The following is a 21,565-nucleotide window of genomic DNA, read 5'->3' as shown; positions in this document are numbered from 1 at the left end:
GTCATACGGAATCCGGCAGTAGCCTTCCGTGTCGAACCTGCCACTGCTCGTGGCGACCCGGCCGGTGCCACACAGTGCCCGGCCGCCCCAGACCCCCGCGAAGGAGCCGGTGTGCCGGGTATCGACGAATGCCTCTCCGGAGCCATGGCGATCGCCGGAGCCCGCTCCGCGAGCCTGGTCGACTGGAGCAGCGGACTCGCCCTGGGCAGCCTCGGCCAGAGCCCGACGGGCGAGCACGAGACCTCCGCCGCCGAGGCAACCGACCTGGTCCGAGCGGCTGTTGAGAGCCAGACCTTCACGGCGGCGGAGGACCGGCGTTCCCCGCTGGAGGACATCATCGTCACCGCCGGCCGCAGTTACCACCTGATCCGCTTCATCGACACCGTCTTCGACAGCCGACTCGTCCTGCACCTCTGGCTGGACCGCGCGGAGGGCAACCTCGCCGTCGCCCGCTTCCGCCTGCAGGCGCTGGCCGAGGAACTGGTGCTGGGGTGAACGAGGCATCCGTGGCATCCGATCCGCTCCAGCCGTCCGTCGCCTTTCGGCCGCCGGCCCACCCCGGGCCGCGCCGTACGCACGGCAGCACGTCCAGCCGCAGGTACGGCCGCAGCTACGGCTGCGGGTACGGCTGTCCGAACCGCCGTACGGCCGTCTCGCGGAGGTGGCCCGCGTGACCGCTGCCACCGGCACCGTGCGGCCCCCGGCGGAGGCCGCCGCGCCGAGGACTCCGGCCGAAGCCCTCGCGCTGCTCGCCGAGCGCCGGCTCACCGGTGCGCTGCACGGCCCGCTCGGCACCCTCCACCTCCTCGACGGCCAGGTGGCCGCCGCCGAGTCCCCGCGCGCTCCGGGCCTCGCCGACCTGCTCACCGGTTGTGGTCGGGTCACCCATGAGGCCTGGGCGGAGCTGGTCCACGTGCACAGCCCGCAGGCGGGGGTCGCCGAGGCGCTGGTCGCACGAGGCCTGCTGACCCGGGGAGAGCTCGAACTCGGCCACCTGGGTACCTTGTTCGACGCCGCCTTCTTCGTCCTCGCCGATCCGGGCGGTGGCCTCTGGCGGTTCGAGTCCGATGCCCGGCACTGGCTCGGACCGGTGGCGACGGTGGACCCGGGCCGGCTGTGCCGCGAGGTCGAGCGCCGCCGCCTGCTCCTCGACCGGATCTGGCCCTGGGCGCAGGTCGACACCGCGCCGGTCCGCCCGGTCGAGCACAGCCGTCGGCCCTCCCACCGCCCGCCCGGCCGTCGACGCCGCGAGCTGCTCGACCACGCCGACGGCCGAAGAACCCCGGCGGACCTGGCCCGTCTGCTCGGCCGCTCCGGCTTCGGCGTCACCGCGGACGTCCGCCGCCTGGCGGCCGCCGGCCTGCTCGACGCGCCGGGACCCGCCACATCGCCGCCCGCCACATCGCCGCCCACCGCAGCACCGCCCACCGCACCCCCGCCCACCGCGGCACCGCCCGACGCCCGCCCGGCGGCCGCGTCGGCGTCGGCCGCCCGGCCCGTCGACGCCGGGAGACCGTCCGGTGGCCTGCACCGCCGGATCCCCGGAGCCAGTCTGCGGGGCGTCCCGGCCGCGGCCGTCGCCTCGATCCACGCCGGAACCGCCGCCCGCCCAGAACGCCCCGGACATCCCGGATATCCCGGACACCCCGACCACCCGCCCACCCCGGCAGCGGCCCACCCGCTCGCCGTCCCCGACCCGGACATCGCGCTGCTGACCCGGGTCCGAGACCTTCTGGAGGCCCGACTTTGACCCCCTCCCCGCCCGCGACCCCGCCGTTCCGGCCATGAGGCGGGCGCTCAAGCAGCGTGTCGGAAGGAGACAACTGATCGCCTTGGAGACCGAGCTGCTCGCCGAACTACGTGCCTGCAAGCACCGTGTCCCGCACCTCGCGGGCGGACTGGTGGCCAGCGTGGACGGCCTGCTGGTCGCGCACGACACCCACGGGACGGAACCCTCCGGCCTGGCCGCGATGACGGCGGCGTCGCTCTCGCTGGCCCAGCGGCTCGCCGACACCACCGGCCAGGGGGAGTTCCGGGAGTCCCTGGTGCGCGGCGAGTACGGCTACGTCGCCACGTACGCGGCCGGCGGCAGCTGCGTGCTGACGTTGCTGGCACACCCGGACGTCAACGTGGGCCGACTCCACCTGGAAGCCCGCCGCAGCGCCCAGCGCATCGCCGGACTGCTCAACGACGCCCTGCTGCCCAAGGATCCGCGCGACGCGGGCTGACCCGGCCCGACCACCCGACTCAACCACCTTCCACCCACCCCCCGCTCCTCACCACGTACCACGCACCACGTACCACGCACCACGCACTGATCCACCCCACCACCTCACCACCACACCACCGAACGGGAGTTACCGACATGACCGACGCACCTGGCGCCCTCAAGCAGGCCATGACCAGCATCGAGGGTGCCATCGGCGCCGCCCTGGTGGACTACAACAGCGGCATGGCGCTCGCCACCCTCGACGGACCCGGCGGCCTGGACCTCAACGTGGCCGCGGCCGGGAACACCGACGTGGTGCGCGCCAAGATGCGCACCATGGACATGCTGGGCCTGGGGGACGGGATCGAGGACATGCTGATCACCCTGTCCAGCCAGTACCACCTGATCCGCCCGCTCACCGGTCGCACCGGCAAGGGCCTGTTCCTCTACCTCGCGCTGGACAAGTCCCGCGCGAACCTGGCCATGGCCCGCCACCAGCTCACCAAGATCGAGGCCGACCTGGAGGTCTGACGCCCGCCCGGGCTGCGGAGCAGCGGAGGAAGGAGTCCCCGGCGGCGGCTCAGGCCCCGCCGGGCTCCCGCTGCCACGCAGCCCCCGGCTCCGTCCACCGGACCTCGCCGCCCGGCAGTCCCGCACAGGCCACGCCCCCAGCGGCCAGCACGCTCCACGGCGCCAGCTGCGCGTGCGGCGGGACGGACAGCGCACCGCCCCCGGCGAAGGCCAGCTCCAGGCCGCCGGCCAGGGTGATGTCGGCGGTCTCCACGCTCCGCCCGACCAGCGCCAGCAGGGTGGGGCTCGGCTGGACGGTCAGCGCCGGGAAGAAGTGCCCGACCTCCGCCGGCGCGGTGAACGACGGCGCCGCGAAGCGGAATTCGTGGGCCACCCGGACGGTCACCCCGCCGGCCAGCCGCAGGTCGAGCCGTCCGCCCCCGCTGACCGCCTCAACCCGCCGGCCGGCCAGCACCTCCGTGATCGCGTTCTCCATACCCCCAGTCTGTCCCAACCGGGCCCCGGTCCATGCGCCCGGCCGCCCGCCTCCCCGTCACACACCCACACACCACACCCGCCCCGTCGCAGCGCACCCCGAACCGCCTCCGGCCTCCCCGCCGCGCACCGCGTCCGGCCTCCCCAACCCGAACCGCGTCCGGCCTCCCCGCCGCGCACCGCGTCCGGCCTCCCCAACCCGAACCGCTTCCGGCCACCCGGCCCACCCCCGGCCGCGAGCCGACGCGCCTCCGCTACCCGACCGCCGACCCGCCCACCAGCTCGACCGGCCCGCCCGAGCCCGCCCGGGCGGCGAGCGCCGCGGCCGTACGGTCCCAGGACGGCCCGGTCAGCAGGGCCCGCGCCTCAGTGGAGTCGCAGAGCCGCCACTCCACCAGCTCCTGCTCCTGCAGCGTGATCGAGCCGAGCATCGCGTCCGTGACCGTGCCGCCGTCGTACACGTACACCAGGACGGCGGTGTCCCGGCCGGTCGCCGGGTTGGCCGCGGGGTCGGCCGCCGTGCCCGGCTGCCAGTCCAGCGCCAGCAGCTTCCCGGGTTCGAGCTCCCACCCCAGCTCTTCGCGGATCTCCCGCCGGGCCGCCGTCCGGGGCGTCTCCCGCGCCGCCTCGACGCTGCCGCCCGGCAACGTCCAGTACGGGTCCTGCCCCTCGGGCCCGTCCCACGGCTGCAGCCGCACCAGCAGTACCCGCCCGGCGGCGTCGGTGAACAGTGCCCGGGCCTTCGCCCGGATCCGGGGCCGGGTGGCGTAGTAGGTCGCCTCGTCCAGGGGCGGCTCCGGCCGCTGCCGGACCTCCGGGTGCAGGTCCGGGGCGGCGGCCAGTCCGAGGTACTCGGGCGCCGGTCCGTCGGCGGGCAGCTCCCGCAGCGTGTGTCCGGTCGGCCGGCTGTCCTCCAGCTCCAGCGGTCCGGCGTCGCGCGGTGCCCGCAGGCAGGCCGTCACCCGGCGCGACAGTCGGGGCGGCAGGGCCCGGCCCGCCTGCTCGACGGTCAGCCACGTCCACCCGCCGACCTCCGCCGCGTCCGGCCGGATCGCCGCCGCCTGGCGCTCGGTCAGCGGCTCGGCCCAGTACAGGTACGCCACGATCGGCGGACGGCCCTCGCGCAGCGCCCAGTCGACGCAGGCCAGCGGGCCAAGTCGGGGCGTGAGCCCGAGCTCCTCCGCGATCTCGCGCAGCGCGGTGTCCCGGGGCGAGCGGTCCGTCGGCTCCCACCCGCCCCCGGGAATCGCCACCGGGTGCTTTCGGTCGTACGGCAGCCGCACCACCAGCAGGCGCCCGTCCCGGTCCGGGAACAGCACCCCGGCCGCCGCCAGAATCCCCCGACCGTCCGCGTCCACGCTCTCCACCCCGGCTCCCTCCGCCACGTCCTGCCGGGCACGACAGCCCGGGCCACCCCCATGGTTCCCGGTCGGCCGCGACTCGACTATCGGCAGGTTCGGATATTCGGACTGTGCGGAACAGCGTCCGTGAACTCACCACGGGGCAGCCGTGCGCCGCTGTGGCGGTGTCTTGTTCTGGCATCAATAGACTCCTCTCATCAGCGCTTACGTTCGGGTGCTGCGGCCGAGAGCAGGGGGACGTGGTGTCGACGGTCGACGTGCAGAGGGTCTGGAAGCCGTCTGTCACGGAACTCTGGGCGGGACGACGCCCTCTGTGGTGGACGGTTGGCCCGACGGGGGAGCTGGCTGTTCTGCTCGTCCGTCGGCAGTACCTACGCCGAAGCCGCTACGTAAAGGGTTGGGTGGGATGGGGCCCGCAGGTTCCATTCGATGGGGTGCTCGTGATTCGCCAGGCTGATGGGTCATTTCAACGTCGACCGATCAAGGACGTGCCGGTCAGGCCGAGCCATATCGCTCTTCTCCCTATGTCCCGACTCCTCATAGCAAGCGGTCGAGCGGGCAGGGAGGAGTCGGGAGCGTGGAGCCCGAACGCCGTGGTGTTTTCTCTGGAAAGTGGTGACCAAGAGACCACCTTCTGCATCGGCGACGACATCCCTGCTCTGGTGACCGATCGCGGGGGATCGATCTGGACGGCCTACGGAGACGAAGGCATCTACGGAGGGCATCCGGAGTCTGCAGCCGGTCTTGCCGGTTGGAGTGCCGACGGTCAGGCCACCTGGGCCCCGGGAGGTCGCCTTCCTGACGTGCCTTTGGAGGGATGCACCGCTGCCACCGAGGGCGACCGGGTCTGGCTGATCTGGTATTCCGGCAGTCGGCGGGGAGGAACGTTCTTGACGCGGATCACCCCGTCGACCGGTGAGGTGACCAGTTGGCCCAGCCCCGTACATGACCCGGACGGGTTCGCCGTGCGCGGCCGTCGAGCAGTCCTGACCAAGCGCGTTCACAACCAGCGGTCAACCGAAGTGGTGCGAGCTGAGCTGGATGGTGATACCTGGAGCGTGACCGAGCGGCGCAAGATTCGAGTGCCGGGACGGGTGGTCATGCGCTGCGGTCAGGGTCGTGACGGTCTCCTGTGGCTTCGCGCTGGCGACACGTGGCTTCGCATCGAAGCGTGAGAGCAGCCCTGCCGTTGGTGCAGAGAAGGTCGAGGGCGTAGGCGCCGTTCATGCCGTGGTCGGCCAGGCGCACGAAGCGGGCCTTGCCGGTGGCGTCCGCCACCACCACGACCAGGTGACGCCGTTCCGACCCCCCGTGACCGGCCACCCCGCCGCGCTACCCCAGCGACGCCAGCGCCTGCGCCGCCGCTCGGGCCATCTGCTCGTCGTATCGCGCGTCGGCGCCGCGCAGGCGGGCGGCCGTCTCCGCCGCCGCCAGCGCCAGCAGCCCCGGCAGCAGGTCGGTGCTGCGGGCGGCGACCCAGCGGGTGCCCTGGGTGGCCATCCACCACAGGTCGGCGGCCCGGCCCGGCGGGGGGTCGGCCGGGGCGGCGGCGGGCGCCGGTCCGAGCGGGTGCCCGGCCCGGCCGAGCAGTTCGTGGAAGCGGCGGGCGATCAGGTGGTGGCCCTCGGCACTGGGGTGCAACCGGTCGACGCTCAGCAGCCGGCGCTCCCGCAGCCACGGCAGCTCGGCGAGGTGCAGGTGCACCGCCCGGTGCCGCGCGCTGAGCGCGTGCACCACGGTGTTGACGGCCCGCATCCGCCGGGCCAGTGGACGGGTGAGCGGCGCAGGGAGCCCGAGCAGGGTGCCGGGGTCGGGCAGGCACGCGGTCAGCAACACCGCGCCGTGGCCGGACAGTTCCCCCAGGGTGGCGTCCAACTCCAGGGTGGCGCGCCGGATGTCGAATCCCGCCCGCAGGGTGTCGTTGCCGCCGACCACCACGGCGGCCAGCTGGGGCCGCAGCGCCAGCGCTCGCGGGAGTTGACGTGTCGTCAGGTCGCTAGTCAGCGCCCCGCTGTGCGCCAAGTTGGTGAACTCGGCCTTGCGGCCCGCCGGCACCAGCGAGTCCGCGAGGACGGCCGCCCAGCCGCGCCACCCATCGCCGACCGCGTCCCCGACGCCCTCGGTCAGCGAATCCCCGAGCGCCACGAACCGCGCCAACTCGCCTGCCGACGAACGCTCTTCCGCCCCCGCCCGCTCAGGCCCCGTGCCGAGCACGCTCATCCCGGCCCCCTCCCACCACTCCGTCGTCCCGGCCTCCGGCGACCGTTCCGCCGTCCCGGCCTTCTCCTGCCACTCCGACGGCTCGGTCCCGTCGGGCCGTTGCGTCGTCCCGGCTTCCGCCGACCGTTCCGCCGTCCCGGCCTTCTCCTGCCACTCCGACGGCTCGGTCCCGTCGGGCCGTTGTGTCGTCCCGGCCGCCGCCCACCGTTCCGTCGTCCCGGCCTCCGCCCACCGTTCCGCCGTCCCGGCCTTCGCCCACCGTTCCGCCGTCCCGGTCCTCTCCCACCACTCCGCCGTCCCGCACCCCGTGCGCAGCCAGGAACGCCGTGACCGCCGCTGGCCAGCCGTACCGTTCGGCCTGCGAGCGGGCGGCAGCCCGCCGCACGCCCTCCGGTCGGTCCAGCAACTGGCGGACGGCGGTGGCGAACCCGGGGCCCGTGTCCGGCGCCGCCACCCCGGCGAGTCCGACCAGGCCGGGCAGCGCGGAGGAGCGGCTGACCGTGACCGGGGTCCCGCAGGCCAGGGCCTCCATCGCGGCCAGTCCGAAGGTCTCCACCGGGCCGGGCGCGAGCACCACGTCCGCACAGCCGAGCAGCCGGGCCAGCGCCGTGCGCCCGCTCAGGTGCCCGAGGAAGCGCACCGGGAGCCGCAGCCGGGCGGCCCGGTCCGCCAGCCGCTCGCGCAGCGGGCCGGTCCCGGCGACCGCCAGGACGGCGGGAACCCGCCGCGCCCGCAGTGCGGCGAGGGCCTCGATCGCCCGCTCGGGCCGCTTCTCCGCCGCGAGCCGCGAGCAGAGCACCAGCAGCACCTCCTGCGGTGCGGCGTACCGGGCCCGTTCCGCGGCCCGTTCGGCCGGCGGCAGGGGGCGCATGGTGTCCAGGTCCACGCCGAGGGGCGCTCGGACCAGGTTCGGTGCGCCGATCCGGCGGAACTCCGCGGCGGCCCAGTCGGTGGTGCACAGCACCGCGTCGTACGAACGGGCGGTCGCCGTGTTCAGCCGGTCTGCGGCCGCGCTCGCCACTCTCGCGGGGACGCCCCACGTGCGCAGCACCCCGGTGGCGCTCTCGTGCGAGACCATCACCGACCGCACCCCGTGCCGCCGGGCCCAGTCGCCGGTCCAGCGCAGCGTGGTGCGGTCAGACACCTCCAGACGGTCGGGTGAGAGCCGGGTGAGTTCGGCGGCCACCGCCCGGCGGTCGGTGAGCAGCCGGTAGCCGCCGCTGGCCGGCAGCACCGGCCCGGGCAGGGTGATCACCAGGCCCTGCTCGGTCTCCTCCTCGGAGCGCCGCTCCCCGGGCACGACCAGCACCGGTCGGTGCCCGGCCGCCCGGTAGCCGGCTCCCAGGTGCCGTAGGGCGGTGCGCAGGCCGCCGGAGACCGGGGTGACGAAGTTGGCGAGCCGTACGACGGTCAGCGCCTCGCCGTTCCGGGCGGAGGTCATGCGGGGAGCTCCTCCGCCGTCGTCTCCGTGTCCGCGGGGGCCGCAGCCGCCCGGCGAGATCCGGAGTCCGCCGGAGCACCCGGCCGGGAGCCCGCCGGAGAGCCCGCCGCGGAGCGCTCCACCACCGGCCCGGCCCCCATCCCGATCACCACCGGCCCGACCACGGGCGCCAGGGACGCCCCCGACGCCACCGCCGGCGCCTGCGAAGCCACCGACGCCACCGCCGGCGCCAGTGACGCCACCGACGCCACCACCGGAGCCTGGGAAGCCACCGGCCCGGCCGCCTGTGCCTCGGAAGCCACCGGCCCCGGCACCCGCGCCTGCGAAGCCACCGACGCCACCGCCGGAGCCTGGGACGCCACCGCCGGCGCCTGGGACGCCACCGCCACCCCCCGGTGCTCCGCCAGCACCTCGGCGTAGTGCCGCAGCAGCAGGTCCCCGACCGCCTCCCAGGTGCGCGCGGTCACCTCCGCCCGTCCGGCCCGCCCGTACGCGGCCCGCCGGGCCGGATCGGCGGCCAGCTCGGCCACCGCCCGGGCCACCGCCGCGCCGTCCCGGGGCGGCACCAGCAGACCGGTGCGGTGGTGCGCGACGAGGTCCAGCGGGCCGCCCGCCGCCGGGCCGATCACCGGCACCCCGCTCGCCATCGCCTCCTGGATGGTCTGACAGAAGGTCTCCAGCGGGCCGGTGTGCACGAACACGTCCAGGGTCGCGAAACAGCGGGCCAGTTCCTCGCCCGTGCGGCGGCCCAGGAAGACCGCGCCGGGCATCGCGGCCTTCAGCCCGGGCGCCGACGGCCCGTCCCCGACGACCACCACCCGCACCCCGGGCAGTGCCGAGGCCGCCGCCAGCAGGTCGACCCGCTTCTCCGGGGCCAGCCGCCCGACGTACCCGACCAGCACCTCCCCGCCCGGCGCGAGCGCCCGGTGCAGCGCCTCGTCCCGGTGCCCGGGGTGGAACCGCGCCGAGTCGACCCCGCGCGGCCAGAGCTGCACCCGGGGCACCCCGTGCGCGGTGAGGTCCTGCGCGGCCGGAGTGGACGGCGCCAGGGTGCGGGCGGCCGCCCGGTGCACGGCCCGGATCCGCCGCCACGCGGCGGCCTCCCCGAGTCCGCGCCCGGCCCGGTAGGCGTGCGCGTACCCGGCGAGGTCCGTCTGGTAGACGGCCACGGCGGGCACCCCGAGCCGGGCCGCCACCTGCATCCCGCGCGCGCCGAGCACGAACGGGCTGGCCAGGTGCACGACGTCCGGCCGGTGCCCGGCGACCGCGGTCGCCAGCTGCCGGCTCGGCAGTGCGATCCGCACCTGCGGGTACCCCGGCAGCGGCATCGACGGGATGCGCACCACGGGGATCTCCGTCGCGGCGCTCCCGAACGTTCCCGGCGGGCACTGGGCGCCCCGCGCCGGCGCGGGGGTGACGACGAGGGGCTGATGGCCCCGGCGGACCAGATGCTCGGCCGTCCGCAGCACGCTGTGGGCGACCCCGTTGACCTCGGGCGGGAAGGACTCGGTGACGATGACGACACGCATGCCAGGGTTCTGTCCGTGCCCGGCGTGCACCCGGCCAAAGGGATCTGTCGTACAAACGAACGCGGGTCGGCGAATTGCACCACCGACCCGCGTCCGCCGCGGCCTGTCGCCGCCAAGGCCTCACATCGACCCGGCGGCCTCCTTGAGCTCCGCGTACGGCGCGAGCTTGCGGATCGACTCGATGCTCTTCAGGCAGTCGTCCTTGCTCTCCTCCGGGTCCCCGGTCACCACGACCGACCCGTTGCTCGCCTTGAGCCGGAACCGGTGCATCCCGCTCTCGTCCACGTACAGCTCGAACCTACCCGCCATGCCAGTAACAGCCTTCCGCTCGGAGGACCCCCTGGCACCGCACCGTAGGCCCGCCCCTGGTGCGCCGCCCGCCGACCGGGGCATCCGGGTCACGTCCTCCGGCGCCCAGCCCCTCAGCCCCTCAGCCGCTCAGCCGGTGCCCGCCTGATCATCCGTGAGCAGCGTGGCGAAGCCCGCGCACAGCAGCCGGACGCTGCGCGCGAACTTCTCGTCCTGGCTGAGGCGCGGCATCGCGGGGCCCATCAGCAGGGGGAAGCGTTCGCGCAGGTCGGCGTGGAGCTCGGGGGTGACGGCCGGGGGTGCGGCGGGCTGGTTCTGCTCCTGGAGCACGAAGCCGGTGACGTGGCTGAGCAGGGTGTCGGCGGCGATGCCGGGGTGGTCGCCGGGCAGGCCGGCGTCGACGAGGGTGCGCAGCAGGCGTTCCATCAGGGAGAGCGCGGCGGTGCCGAGCGTGCCGGGGCTCTCGGCGAGGAGCTGGGCGCCGCCGGGGTGCTGTCTGATGCTCAGGCGCAGGGCGACGGCCTGGGCCGCGACGCGGTCCTGCCAGTCGGCGGTGGGCGGGAGGTCGGCGAGGGCCTCGGTGCCCGCGTCGTAGGCCTGGCGGCAGATCCGGTCGGCCAGCAGCGCGAGCAGTTCGTCCTTGCCGCGCACGTGGTAGTAGAGGCTGCCCGCGTGGGTGTCGAGGCGGTCGGCGACCTGGCGCATGGACAGGTTCTGGTAGCCGACCTCGGCGAAGACGGCCATGCCCGCGTCGACGATGCGCTCCTTGGTGAGCTTCATGCGTCCACCGTACACAGCTTTCCAACGCCGTTCGAAAGCTGTGCTACTTTGGTGCCGTCAGATTTCGAACGGTGTTGGAAAAGCCGGGAGCCGGGGGGAGGGCCAGGCCATGGAGGCGATCGTCTTCAACGTGACCACGGCCGCGCTGATGGTCATGATGGTCAACTGCGGGCTCGGCGTGGTCGGCCGCGACACCCTGCGCGGCAGGCCGCTGCCGTGGGCGGCGGTCGCCCTGACTGTGCTCGCCGTCGGCGGGGTCCTGCTCCAGCTGGCCTGGTCCGGCGCGATGGACGCGCTCGACGCCGATCCGTCGAAGTCCGGCTGGTGGCGCGAGTTCACCTCGGTGTTCATGCAGAACGGCGGCCTCTTCGGCGGCCTGTGGAACCTCGTCACCCTCGCCGCCGTCGCCGCGCTCGCCCAGTGGTACTGGGGCGGGCCGCTCACGCTCGCCTTCTTCCTCGCCGGGATCGTGCTGCCCGGCCGCGTCGACACCCTGTTCGGCCTCGGCGACGGTCCCAGCACCGACCCGCGCAACTTCGCCGGCAGCTCCGGCGCCACCTACTTCCTCGGCGCCACCCTCGCCCTCGCCCTCCTCACCCGCACCCGCCTCCCCAAGGAGATCGCCCTGGCGGTCGGCGTCCCGGCCCTCGGCCTCGCCATGTGGGTCGCCCAGGACAACGGCCACGGCCTGGTGTCGGTGTACGGCTTCGTCCTCGCCGCCGCCGTGTGGGCGGTCCGCAGCCGTCTGCCCCGCCCGGCCCAGCGGACGGCCTGACCACCCGCCCGGGCGGACGGCCCGAGCGGACGGCCTGACCACCCGCCCGAGCGGGGCCTGGGCCGAGGGCCTGAGCGCGGGTTCCGGGCGCCAGGCCCTCCGCTCGGCCGGGCGCGCACCTTCGCCGACGCCGCCGCCCTCGCGCCGGCGTTCCGGTCGAGGCGGCCGGGTGAGGCACCCTGGCAGTGGAGACGGTCCGCGGCGGCCGCCCCGAGCCCCTCTCCCGGAAAGGCCCCTCGCGATGTGGTCCCTCTGGGCCGCGCCGGCCGTCCACGCCCTGGCCGCGGTCCCCCTGGCCGTCGAGCCGCACGCCACCGTCCCGCAGGCCATCGTCCCGCCGGCCGTCGTGGCCGTCGACCCCCTGAACGCCGGATCGCTGCTCGGCGCGTTCGGGGCGCTGGGTATCGCCGTGGTCCTGTTCGCCGAGACCGGCCTGCTGATCGGGTTCTTCCTGCCCGGCGACTCCCTGTTGTTCACCGCCGGAGTGCTCTGCACCACCGGTGCCCGCAGCGGGCCCCACCTGGACCTCGCCCAGGTCCTGGCCGCCTCCGCCGCCGGTGCCCTCGGCGGCGCCCAGGTCGGCTTCCTGATCGGACGGCGCGGCGGGCGGGGTCTGCTCGCCCGCTCCCGCAGCGCGCGGCTGCACGCGGGCGCCCTGCGCGCCGAGGAACTCCTCGCCCACTACGGGCACCGCAAGGCCGTGGTCCTGGCCCGGTTCGTCCCGGTGGTGCGCACGGTGCTCAACCCGCTGGCCGGCGCCCTCGGCGTCGACGTCCGCTCCTTCACCCTGTGGCAGGTCGTCGGAGGCCTGGTCTGGACGTTCGGCCTGGTCCTGGCCGGGTACGCGCTCGGCTCGTCGGTCCCGAACGTCGACCGCTACCTGCTGCCGGTCGTCGCGGTCGTCGTCCTCGTCTCGCTGCTGCCGCTCCTGCTGGAGCTGCGGCGCTCCCGCCGCCGCGCCAGGACCCGGACCGGACCGCGATGAGCGGACCGTACGGAGGCCCGCCGCCCCCAGGCGCCGGTCGACCGGACCCCGGGGCCGGGCCCGGGGGCGGGCCGGCGGCCGACGGCGCGGCGCGGTGGCGGTGGCCGCTGGTGCTCGTCGCCACCTGGTCGGCCTTCGCCGTGATCGCGGCCGTGCTCGCCCTGCACGGCTGGGCGCCGTTCGCCTTCGAGCGGACCGCGGCCGACTGGAGCGCCGCCCACCGGCCGGCGGCCGCCCGCACCGCGGCGATCGCCGTCACCTCCCTCGGCACCGGTGCCGTCCCCTACCTCGTCGCCCTGGTGGCGGGCCTGGTCGCCGCTCGGAGCGCTGCTCGGCGCGCCGCCGGGAACGCCGGCCCGCCGACCTCCCGCGGGCGCCTGGCCGGGGTGCTGCTCCTGCCCGTCGGGTGGCTGGTGCTGGGGCAACTGCTGCGGCAGGGCCTGATGCACGCCTTCGGCCGCCCCCGGCCGCCGGTGACGGACTGGGCGTCCACCGCCTCCGGCTTCGCCTTCCCCTCCGGGCACGCCTTCACCGCCGCCCTCTGCGCCGGCCTGCTCGCCCTCGCCGTCACCCGGGCCCGCTGTTCGGCCGCCCGTACCGGTGCCGCCGGAACCGTCACCGCCCGTACCGGTGCCGCCGGAACCGTCACCGCCCGTGCCGTCACCGCCGGTGCGGTGCTGTTCGCGGGCGCGATCGGCCTCAGCCGTGTCTACCTCGGCGTGCACTGGCCGCTCGACGTGCTCGCCGGCTGGCTCCTCGCGGTCGGCTGGCTGGCCCTCGGAGCCGCCGTGACCCGCGATCGCGCCCGGGCCCGGCCCGACGCCGGGTGAACTGACCTGTCCTCCGGTCCGCCACCGCGCCGCGCACGGCGGCGCCCCGCCCGTACCCCCTCGGGGCGGGTGGGGCGCCGCGGGAGCGGATCGGGTCAGCAGCCGTCGAGGATGCCGGTGAGCGCGCTCTTCTCGGCGCTGTCGACGCTGAGGCCGTAGTACTGCTTCACCTGCACCCAGGCGCGGGCATAGGTGCAGCGGTAGGAGGCCTGGGGGAGCCACTCGGCGGGGTCGCGGTCGCCCTTGGAACGGTTGCTCCCGGCGGAGACCAGGAGCAGTTGGGGGCGGGTGACGTCGTTGGCGAAAGCCTGGCGCTGGGCGGTGGTCCAGGACCAGGCGCCGGAGGCCCAGGCCTCGGCGAGCGGGACGAGGTGGTCGACGTCGAAGGAGGAGGCGTTGGTGGTGGTCGCGTTGTCGTACGGCGAGGACCAGGTGCCGCCGGTGGCCTTGCAGGAGGTGTCGGTGGTGACGTTGCTGCCGTCCCGCTTGACGATCCACTCGCGGGTGTCGCAGGTGCCGCTGACGGTGATCCAGGTGGGGAACAGCGTCCGGTCGTAGGTGCTCGCGTGGGTCTCGGCGGCGGCGGGCATCGCGGCGAGGTAGGCGCGGGCGGTGGCCGCGGAGACGGGGGTGGGCAGGGCGGCCTGGGCGGGGGTGCCGGCGGTGAGCACGGTGGCGGCGGCGAGTGCGGCGGCCGCCGGTATGCAGGACAGGAACCGGCGTATGGACGCGGTGGGGGCCATGGCGAACGCTCCATCATCTCATCGGATGAGCTGCTGAGTTGCGTGCGCCAGTGTGGCGAGAGTGCCGCCTACGCGGGTAGACCCAGGAGGTGAAATCCTCGTGGATGTGCGGCGCTTACCGGACAAGTCAGTCTTCCGGTAAGCGACTTCACGTCCGTGTCAGGGGTCCCGGCGCCTCGCCGTCACGGGTTCCGGCGGTTCCGCGTCACGGGTTCGGGCGCCGTCGGCCCGCCATCCACACGTAGACCAGGATTCCGGCGAAGAGGAACAGGACGCCCTGGTAGACGGCGGCGTACCCGGCGCCCGCGAGCAGCCACAGCGAGAAGGCGAAGGCGCCCAGGCCCAGGACGGCGTCCCGGACGAGCCGGCCGTTGTCCACCTTGTCGGTGGCGCCGCGCACCAGCCAGTACAACTGCGCCGCGGTGGACAGCAGATAGGGGACGGTCGCGGTGAACGTGGTGACCAGCACCAGGATGTCGAAGGCGCCCTTGGCGCCGCTGGCGAAGTTGAGCACCGTCAGCACCGAGGCCAGGGCGACGCTCACCAGCACGCCGAGGACCGGTACCCCGCGCCGCTCCCTGCCGAAGGCGGCGGGGAAGAGGCCGTCCTTGGCGGCCGCGTACGGCGCCTGCGCGGCCAGCAGCGTCCAGCCGTTGAGGGCGCCAGTCATCGAGACCAGCGCGGCGACGGCGATCGCCGTTCCGCCCCAGGAGCCGCCGAACATCGCGTCGACGGCGTCCGAGAACGGCGCGGTGGAGTGGACGAGCCGCTCGTGCGCGACGCTGCCGAACACCGCGAGCGTGCCCAGCAGGTAGACCACCGCCGCACCGGTGGTGCCGAGCACACTGGCCCGGCCCACGTTGCGCTCCGGGTCGCGGACCTTCCCCGCGCTCATCGCGGCCGACTCCACGCCGAGGTAGCTGAAGAGCAGGATCGCCGCGGCGGCGGTCATCCCGCCCGCCCAGCCCTGGCCGTCGGCGTCGAAGGGGCCGAGGTTCTTCGGGTCGAAGAAGAACAGGCCGCCCACCGCGACCAGTAGCAGCGGGACGAACTTCAGCACGGTGGAGACGAGTTGGACGGCGCCGACGTACCGCGTCCCGGCCAGGTTCGCCAGCGCCGGGAGCCACTGGAAGGCCAGCGCGGCGGTGATGCTGACTGCGGGGGAGTGCCCGACCGGCAGCAGGACGTCCAGGTAGCCGACGGCGGCCACGGCGAGCGCGGCGTTGCTGACCCAGGTGGTGATCCAGTACGACCAGGCGGACAGGAAGCCGGCGAAGTCCCCGAAGGCCTCGCGGGCGTAGACGTACGGCCCGCCGGTGCGCGGGTTGCGGCGCGCCAACTGCCCGAAGACCAGCGCCAGCGCGATCGCGCCGACGGTGAGGACCGCGAAGGCGACCAGGCTGACCGTCCCGTACGGGGCCACGGCGGCCGGGATCATGAAGATGCCGCCGCCGATGATGTTGCCCGTCACCAGGGCGGTGGCGGTCACCAGCCCGAACCGACGGCCCTTCTCCGGGGCGGCGGGGGCGGCCCCTTCCGGGGCCTGCTGGGCCGCAGGGTCCGTCAGGGCCTCCTGGGCCTCCTGGGCCACCGCGGTCTCCGGGGCGGTCGGGCGGGTCGCCTGCCGGGGTGCGGCGGGGCTGGTCTGCATGAGGGTGGTGCGCCTTTCGTGGTCCAGCTCGTGCTCCTGCTCGCGCGGGGTGAGCGCGTGGAGCGACCGTTCATGCTCGGACCAGGCGATATCGCGCACCAAATCGACGGGATTTGTTCAGTTCGCCCGATCCCGCACCGCAAGACTTGCGGTCGCAGGGCCGCCGGACGGGCACTCGTCCGGCGGCCCCCCTCCCGCCGCCGACCGGGTGCGCCGTCGGGCGGTCCGGTTCATCCGGGCGAGGGAGTTGCCTCACCCGAATGCCTTAGCGGAGTTGCGGCGCGGGCGGGTTCGTGCGCGTTCGTGTGCAAACCTGTGCGGGTGCTGCGGGAGGCCGGGTGTGCTGGTGGCCGGCTCCGGAGCACTTCTTCACGCCAGAGACCACACAGACCACCCAAAGGACATCTGATGTCGCTTCGTGGAAACATCCGCAAGCTCGCTGTGATCGTCGCCGTGACGGGCGCCGCCGCTCTCGCGGCGCCGGTGCCGGCGATGGCCCACTGGGGGGCGTCGCACGCGGCGTCCAGCGAGAGCCTGGAGTCGGGTTCGGCCGGTGTCGGCCTGTTCGGTCCGCACGCCAATTGGCTCAACGTCCACCAGTCCAGCGAGGACAGCTGCATCGGCGACTGCTGATCGCCCGTCGACCGACGGCTGAGCCCGGGACCCGCTCCAGCGGGTCCCGGGCTCAGCGCTGTCGGCCTCCTGCCCCCTGACTGCGGCCCCGGACTGCTGCCCCCTGACGGTGCCGTCCGCCTCCTGCCGTCCGCCTACCGCCGTCCGCTCGGCACGGCCTCCGCGGCCTCGCCGGGTGCGTCGGCCCGGGACAGCGGCCCCGGCCACCACATGTGCCGCCCCACGTCCATGGTCAGCGCGGTGACCAGCACCGACCGCACCACCAGGGTGTCCAGGAGCACGCCGAGCGCCACCGCGAAGCCGATCTCGGCGAAGCCCACGATCGGCAGGGTGCCGAGCACGGCGAAGGTGCTGGCCAGGATCAGACCGGCCGAGGTGATCACCCCGCCCGTGGCGGACAGCCCGTTCAGCGCCCCCTGCCGGGTGCCGTGCTGGACGGACTCCTCCCGCACCCGGGTCATCAGGAAGATGTTGTAGTCGATCCCCAGCGCCACCAGGAAGACGAAGACGAACAGCGGGAACGCGTTGTCCTCGCCCTGGAAGTGGAAGACGTGCGTGAAGAAGAAGGCGCTGATCCCGAGCGCCGCGGCGTAGGAGAGCACCACGGTCGCGATCAGCACCAGCGGCGCGGTGACGGCCCGCAGCAGCACGGCGAGGATCAGTAGCACCACGCCGAGGACCAGCGGGATGATCGCCCGGTTGTCGTTCCCGGCGGCCCGCCCGGCGTCCAGGATCACGGCGGTGCTGCCGCCGACCTTGGCGTCCGCGTCCGGCACGGCGTGCACGGCGGCCCGTACCCGGTCGACGGTGTCCTTGGCGGCCTGGCTGTCCGGCGGATCGGTGAGGGTGGCTTGGAACAGGGCCTGCCCCTCGTGGAGGGTCGGTGCCGTGGTGGCGGCCACCCCGGGGGTCGTCCGGGCGGCCTCCCGTACGGCGGGGGCGCCGGGCGCGGTGGAGATGATCGTGAGCGGCGCGCCGGTGCCGGCCGGGAAGTGCTGCTGGAGCACCTGCTGGCCGACCACCGAGTCCGGTTTGCCGGTGAAGGTCCCGGCGGTGCTCAGACCGTTGGCGTCGAGCGAGACCAGCCCGACGCAGCAGACGGCGAGGGCCAGCGCCGTCCCCACCCACACCTTCCGGGGCCGGCGGCCGATCCACGCGCCGATGTGCGCCCAGCGGCCGGTCCTGGTCGGCTCGGCCGTGCCGTACCCGGGCCGGACCGGCCAGAACACCCAGCGCCCGACGATCACCAGCAGCGCGGGCAGCAGGGTGAGCATGGCCAGCAGCGCGACCAGGACGCCGATCGCGCAGACCGGGCCGAGGCCCCTGGTGGAGTTCATCTCGGCGATCAGCAGGCAGAGCATGGAGGCGATCACCGTCGCTGAGGAGGCGAGGATGGCGGGCCCGGCGCGGTGCAGGGCGAAGGCCATCGCCTCGTGCCGGTCCTCGTGGCGGCGCAGTTCCTCGCGGTAGCGGGCGGTGAGCAGCAGCGCGTAGTCCGTCCCGGCGCCGAGCACCAGGACGACCAGGATCCCGGCGCTCTGCGCGTTGACGGTCAGTCCGGAGTGTTCGGCCAGGAGGTAGATGAACGCCTCGGAGACGGCCAGCGCGGCGCCCGCCGAGACCAGCGGCAGGATCCACAGCACCGGGCTGCGGTAGGTGAGCAGCAGCAGGATGATCACCACGCTGACGGTGGCGGTGAGCAGCGAGCTGTCGATGCCCGCGAAGGCCTCGGCCTGGTCGGCGCCGGTCCCGGCGGGGCCCGTCACGTGGGTGGTCATCCCGTGGCTGTCGGCCGCGGCCGTCCGGCGCAGCTGGTCGACGGCGGGTTTCAGGTCGTTCCAGCCGTTGCTGCCGATGTCGATCGGCACGATGGTCTGCATCGCCTGGCCGTCGGCGGAGACCACGGGGCCGACCACCCGTCCGACCACGTGCGGGACGGTGGCGAACTCGGCGGCGTCGCGGGTGGCTTCGGCCTGGTCGGCGGCGGTGATGCCGCCGGTCCGCTGGTACACCACGACGGCTTGGGCGGTGTCCACCGGCTGGAAGGCCCGCTGCTCGTCCAGCACCCGGGTGGACTCGGCGTTGCCGGGCAGCCAGCTGGACGCCTGGTTGTCCTCGGCACCCATGAGCTTGCCGGCCAGCGGGCCGAGGGCCACCAGCAGCACCAGCCAGAGGGCGACCACCACCCACTTGCCGCGGCGCCCGCAGGGCAGCGCGGCGAGGTTCCGGGTCGGCGACATGTGGGGCCCCCTGGAGACCGGTGGCAAGGACGGGTCCAGCCTCGCACCGGCCCTGCGATCCGGCAGCCTCAGCCGTGGTCGCGTACCGCCGTGCGGGGCCCACCGGTACGGCCCGTGCCGGAACCGCCGGTCCGGGAATCGCCCGTGCCGGAACCGCCGGTCCGGGTACGGCCCGTGCCGGAACCGCCCGTCCGGGAACGGCCCGTGCCGGAACCGCCGGTCCGGGAACCGTCCCGGCCGCGGAGCGTCGCCCGCTGCCGCAGCTCCTTCAGCACCGCGATGTCCATCGCGTGGCCGGTGCCGTCGCCGCCGTGCTTGCGGTCCGGGGTCTCCACCAGCAGCGGCACGCCGGCCGTCTCCGGGTGCTCGAACAGCTCGCGGAACGGCTCCGCGCCGATCATCCCGGCGCCGATGTTGGCGTGCCGGTCCTTGCGGGCGCCGACGACGTCCTCGGAGTCGTTGGCGTGGATCAGCCGCAGCCGGCCCGGCCCGGCGGCGGAGGCCAGGGCGTCCAGCGCGGCCGTCACCCCGCCGGGCACCGCCAGGTCGTGCCCGGCGGCGAAGGCGTGGCAGGTGTCCAGGCAGACGCCCACCTTGGGGTGGGCGTCCAGTGCCTCCACGTACTCGGCCAGCTCCTCCAGCCGCGAGCAGAGCGAGCTGCCCTGACCGGCGGTGGGCTCCAGCAGCAGCCAGGGTGCGTCCTCGCCGAGCGCGTCCAGTTCGTCCAGCAGCGGCCGGACGTCCGCGCGGACCTGGGCCATCGCCTCGGCCCGGCGCGAGCCGCCGCCGGGCGCCGTGCCGACCGCGGAGCCGGTGTGCAGCACGACGCCGAGGGCGCCGATGGCGTGGCCGCGGCGCAGCGAGTGCCGCAGCGACTCGGCCGACCGTTCGCGCGTGGCCGGGTTGTCCGAGCCGAAGTTGATCAGGTAGGGCGCGTGCACCCAGGCGGGGACGCCCTCCTCGGCGCAGGCGATCCGGAACTCCTCGTCCTGCGCCGGGTTGCCCGCGGGCGTGGCCCAGCCGCGCGGGTTCGCCACGAACACCTGCACCGTCTCCGCGCCCACCCGCCGCGCGTACGCCAGGCCCGTCCCGACCAGCCCCCGGCCGGCCACCGGGACGTGGGCGCCGATCGGGTTGCGGGCGGTGGCGGCGGACGGTACGGGCGGCGCGGTGGTCATGGCCCCGAGCATGCCACGCGCCCGGCCGGTGGTGTCGGGCAGGCCGGTACGGAGGGCCGGGGACCGGGGGAGGGACGGTGGCGAAACACCCCGCGCCCGCCGCTCCCGCGCCCGCCGCTCCCGCGCCCGCCGCTCCCGCGCCCGCCGGTCCCGCGCCCGCCGGTCCCGCGCCCGCCGCTCCCGCGGCCGACCGCCCGCGGCCGACCGCCCGCGGTCGACCACCCGCCCGACCGCCCCGCGCCCGACCACCCGCCCGACCGCCCCGTGCCCGACCCGCGGTCGGCCGCCCCCGCGGTCGAGGGCGTCGTCAGCGTCGTCGGGCCCGGCCCGGGCGCGCCACGCCGGGCCGTCCCACCCCCGGCCGACGCCCCGTCAGTCCCGCAGCCCAGCCCTGGTGGCGGCCCCACCCGGGCGACCGTACCGTCGACACGGCCGCACCCACCGGCCGTCACCGCCCGCACACAGCGCGTCAGTCCACCCCGCTGGACCGGGCCGGACTCCCCGACCCACCCACGAGCACCACGCGCGCCGAAAGACAGGTCACCACTCATGCCCACGCGACCGGTCCACCACCTCGCCGCGGCCACCGCGGCCGCCACCGCCCTGACCACCGTCCTCACCACCCTGGCCGCCGCCCCCGCGGCCCACGCCGACGACATCGGCCGGCTGCACCTCGTCCGGCCCGGCGAATCGGTGCAGCAGGCCGTCGACTCCGCCCGCTCCGGCGACACCGTCCTGCTGCTCCCGGGCACCTACCGGGGCAGCGTCCGGATCACGACCCCCGGCCTCACCCTGCTCGGCTCCGGACCCGACAGCGTGATCACCCCCGGTACCGGCACCGAGAACGCCTGTGCCACGGCCGGGCACGGCATCTGCGTGGTGGGCACCGAGGCCCGGCCGCTCGCCGACGTCACCGTCAAGACCCTCGCCGTCACCGGCTTCGCCAAGAACGGCATCGACGCCAGCGGCACCACCGGCCTGACCGTCAGCCACACCGACGTCCACGGCAACGGCCAGCAGGGCATCAGCCAGGAGATGTCCACCCGGGCCAGGATCGTCGGCAACCGTTCGGCCGACAACGGCCAGTCCGGCGTCTTCCTCGCCAACTACGCCTACCGCGAGGGCGGCGCGCCCGACACCGGCGGCACCGTGGTCGAGGGCAACGAGCTGACCGGCAACCGGGTGGGCGTCACCGTCCGTCGGCTGCGCGGGCTGGCCGTCCAGGACAACGACATCAGCGGCAACTGCGGCGGCGTCTTCGTGGTCGGTGACGAGGGCGTGCCGCGTGCCGGGGACCTGGACGTACGGCGCAACAAGGTCGTCGCCAACAACACGTTCTGCCCGGCCAACCCGCGCCTGGGCGCCATCCAGGGCGCCGGCATCGTGCTCACCGGCACCGAGGACACCCGGGTCACCGACAACGAGGTCCGCGACAACACCGGCACCTCGGACTTCTCCGGCGGCATCGTCCTCTTCAAGAGCGTCGTCGGCGTCTCCAACGCCCGCGCCGTGGTCACCGACAACCGCCTGAGCGGCAACGGCCCGGCCGACCTCGCCGACCGCGACGCCGGACCGGCCACCGGCAACACCTTCGCCCGCAACACCTGCGAGCGCTCCGAGCCCTCCGGCCGCTGCTGAGCACCCCGACCCCCCTCGCCGCCCACCCCCGAAGGAAG

General features: G+C 74.9%; 18 protein-coding genes and 3 pseudogenes. 10 read left to right on the top strand and 11 right to left on the bottom strand.

All coding sequences use genetic code 11. The features are described from left to right. Positions 1 to 111: 111 nt before the first annotated feature. The 4 genes from ACZ6Y7_RS23095 (at position 112) to ACZ6Y7_RS23080 (ending at position 2,740) form a co-directional block, all read left to right on the top strand. Positions 112 to 495, top strand: coding sequence for a hypothetical protein (locus ACZ6Y7_RS23095; protein WP_465759806.1), 384 nt, complete (start codon positions 112 to 114; stop codon positions 493 to 495). A gap of 175 nt (positions 496 to 670) precedes the next feature. Then, entirely contained in the window at positions 671 to 1,750 is a 1,080-nt protein-coding gene (locus ACZ6Y7_RS23090; protein ID WP_465759805.1) for a hypothetical protein, read from the top strand. Positions 1,751 to 1,832: 82 nt separating this feature from the next. Beyond that, positions 1,833 to 2,228 (top strand): roadblock/LC7 domain-containing protein, encoded by a 396-nt coding sequence (locus ACZ6Y7_RS23085; protein WP_465759804.1) that lies wholly within the window; start codon positions 1,833 to 1,835, stop codon positions 2,226 to 2,228. 137 nt (positions 2,229 to 2,365) lie between these two features. After that, positions 2,366 to 2,740, top strand: a complete 375-nt coding sequence (locus tag ACZ6Y7_RS23080) for a roadblock/LC7 domain-containing protein (protein ID WP_465759803.1) — start codon at positions 2,366 to 2,368, stop codon at positions 2,738 to 2,740. A 49-nt stretch (positions 2,741 to 2,789) separates the two neighbouring features. Here ACZ6Y7_RS23080 and ACZ6Y7_RS23075 read toward each other — a convergent pair whose 3' ends face one another. Beyond that, positions 2,790 to 3,215, bottom strand: coding sequence for a DUF6188 family protein (locus ACZ6Y7_RS23075; protein WP_465759802.1), 426 nt, complete (start codon positions 3,213 to 3,215; stop codon positions 2,790 to 2,792). 253 nt (positions 3,216 to 3,468) lie between these two features. After that, on the bottom strand, positions 3,469 to 4,581 hold the full coding sequence (locus ACZ6Y7_RS23070) for an NUDIX domain-containing protein (protein ID WP_465759801.1): 1,113 nt from the start codon (positions 4,579 to 4,581) through the stop codon (positions 3,469 to 3,471). 587 nt (positions 4,582 to 5,168) lie between these two features. Here ACZ6Y7_RS23070 and ACZ6Y7_RS23065 point away from each other — a divergent pair. Next, positions 5,169 to 5,750 carry a hypothetical protein gene (locus ACZ6Y7_RS23065; RefSeq protein WP_465759800.1) on the top strand — a complete coding sequence of 194 codons (582 nt, stop codon included), beginning with the start codon at positions 5,169 to 5,171 and terminating at the stop codon, positions 5,748 to 5,750. 157 nt (positions 5,751 to 5,907) lie between these two features. On the opposite strand, the gene ACZ6Y7_RS23060 is transcribed toward ACZ6Y7_RS23065, so the two are convergent. The 5 genes and pseudogenes from ACZ6Y7_RS23060 to ACZ6Y7_RS23040 form a co-directional block, all read right to left on the bottom strand. Beyond that, positions 5,908 to 6,795: an SGNH/GDSL hydrolase family protein gene (locus ACZ6Y7_RS23060; RefSeq protein WP_465759799.1), complete on the bottom strand. Its 888-nt coding sequence runs from the start codon at positions 6,793 to 6,795 to the stop codon at positions 5,908 to 5,910. A gap of 307 nt (positions 6,796 to 7,102) precedes the next feature. After that, a pseudogene (locus ACZ6Y7_RS23055) lies at positions 7,103 to 8,236 on the bottom strand (glycosyltransferase); the annotation flags it as partial. 377 nt (positions 8,237 to 8,613) lie between these two features. Next, positions 8,614 to 9,765 (bottom strand): annotated as a pseudogene (locus ACZ6Y7_RS23050) (glycosyltransferase family 4 protein); the annotation flags it as partial. Between the two features lie 120 nt (positions 9,766 to 9,885). Continuing rightward, the gene (locus tag ACZ6Y7_RS23045) at positions 9,886 to 10,074 is read right to left on the bottom strand and encodes a YegP family protein (RefSeq protein ID WP_350630945.1); all 189 of its coding nucleotides are present in this window, start codon (positions 10,072 to 10,074) and stop codon (positions 9,886 to 9,888) included. Positions 10,075 to 10,203: 129 nt separating this feature from the next. Then, the gene (locus ACZ6Y7_RS23040; RefSeq protein WP_465759798.1) at positions 10,204 to 10,854 is read right to left on the bottom strand and encodes a TetR/AcrR family transcriptional regulator; all 651 of its coding nucleotides are present in this window, start codon (positions 10,852 to 10,854) and stop codon (positions 10,204 to 10,206) included. Positions 10,855 to 10,963: 109 nt separating this feature from the next. Between ACZ6Y7_RS23040 and ACZ6Y7_RS23035 the strand changes: the two genes are divergently transcribed. The 3 genes from ACZ6Y7_RS23035 (at position 10,964) to ACZ6Y7_RS23025 (ending at position 13,444) form a co-directional block, all read left to right on the top strand. After that, positions 10,964 to 11,629 carry a hypothetical protein gene (locus tag ACZ6Y7_RS23035; RefSeq protein WP_465759797.1) on the top strand — a complete coding sequence of 222 codons (666 nt, stop codon included), beginning with the start codon at positions 10,964 to 10,966 and terminating at the stop codon, positions 11,627 to 11,629. A gap of 241 nt (positions 11,630 to 11,870) precedes the next feature. After that, the gene (locus ACZ6Y7_RS23030; protein WP_465759796.1) at positions 11,871 to 12,614 is read left to right on the top strand and encodes a DedA family protein; all 744 of its coding nucleotides are present in this window, start codon (positions 11,871 to 11,873) and stop codon (positions 12,612 to 12,614) included. A 110-nt stretch (positions 12,615 to 12,724) separates the two neighbouring features. After that, positions 12,725 to 13,444 (top strand): phosphatase PAP2 family protein, encoded by a 720-nt coding sequence (locus ACZ6Y7_RS23025; protein ID WP_465759795.1) that lies wholly within the window; start codon positions 12,725 to 12,727, stop codon positions 13,442 to 13,444. A 95-nt stretch (positions 13,445 to 13,539) separates the two neighbouring features. On the opposite strand, the gene ACZ6Y7_RS23020 is transcribed toward ACZ6Y7_RS23025, so the two are convergent. Together ACZ6Y7_RS23020 and ACZ6Y7_RS23015 are read right to left on the bottom strand one after the other, a co-directional pair. Then, positions 13,540 to 14,187 (bottom strand): HNH endonuclease family protein, encoded by a 648-nt coding sequence (locus tag ACZ6Y7_RS23020; protein WP_465759794.1) that lies wholly within the window; start codon positions 14,185 to 14,187, stop codon positions 13,540 to 13,542. A 205-nt stretch (positions 14,188 to 14,392) separates the two neighbouring features. After that, complete coding sequence (locus ACZ6Y7_RS23015; protein WP_465759893.1) at positions 14,393 to 15,838, bottom strand: amino acid permease; 1,446 nt, start codon at positions 15,836 to 15,838, stop codon at positions 14,393 to 14,395. A 408-nt stretch (positions 15,839 to 16,246) separates the two neighbouring features. Here ACZ6Y7_RS23015 and ACZ6Y7_RS23010 point away from each other — a divergent pair, with 408 nt between their 5' ends. After that, positions 16,247 to 16,471 (top strand): hypothetical protein, encoded by a 225-nt coding sequence (locus ACZ6Y7_RS23010; protein WP_465759793.1) that lies wholly within the window; start codon positions 16,247 to 16,249, stop codon positions 16,469 to 16,471. Between the two features lie 134 nt (positions 16,472 to 16,605). Here the strand turns inward: ACZ6Y7_RS23010 and ACZ6Y7_RS23005 are convergent, their stop codons facing one another. Both ACZ6Y7_RS23005 and ACZ6Y7_RS23000 read right to left on the bottom strand, forming a co-directional pair. Beyond that, positions 16,606 to 18,711, bottom strand: a complete 2,106-nt coding sequence (locus tag ACZ6Y7_RS23005) for an MMPL family transporter (protein WP_465759792.1) — start codon at positions 18,709 to 18,711, stop codon at positions 16,606 to 16,608. Positions 18,712 to 18,968: 257 nt separating this feature from the next. Next, positions 18,969 to 19,889, bottom strand: a pseudogene (locus ACZ6Y7_RS23000) (deoxyribonuclease IV); the annotation flags it as partial. A gap of 549 nt (positions 19,890 to 20,438) precedes the next feature. Here ACZ6Y7_RS23000 and ACZ6Y7_RS22995 point away from each other — a divergent pair. Next, a complete protein-coding gene (locus ACZ6Y7_RS22995; protein ID WP_465759791.1) occupies positions 20,439 to 21,527 on the top strand; it encodes a right-handed parallel beta-helix repeat-containing protein in 1,089 nt (362 codons plus the stop codon). The last annotated feature ends 38 nt before the right edge of the window (positions 21,528 to 21,565 follow it).

The organism is Kitasatospora sp. NPDC053308 (genome assembly GCF_055585785.1).
This window is presented reverse-complemented; position numbering and strand designations above follow the sequence as displayed.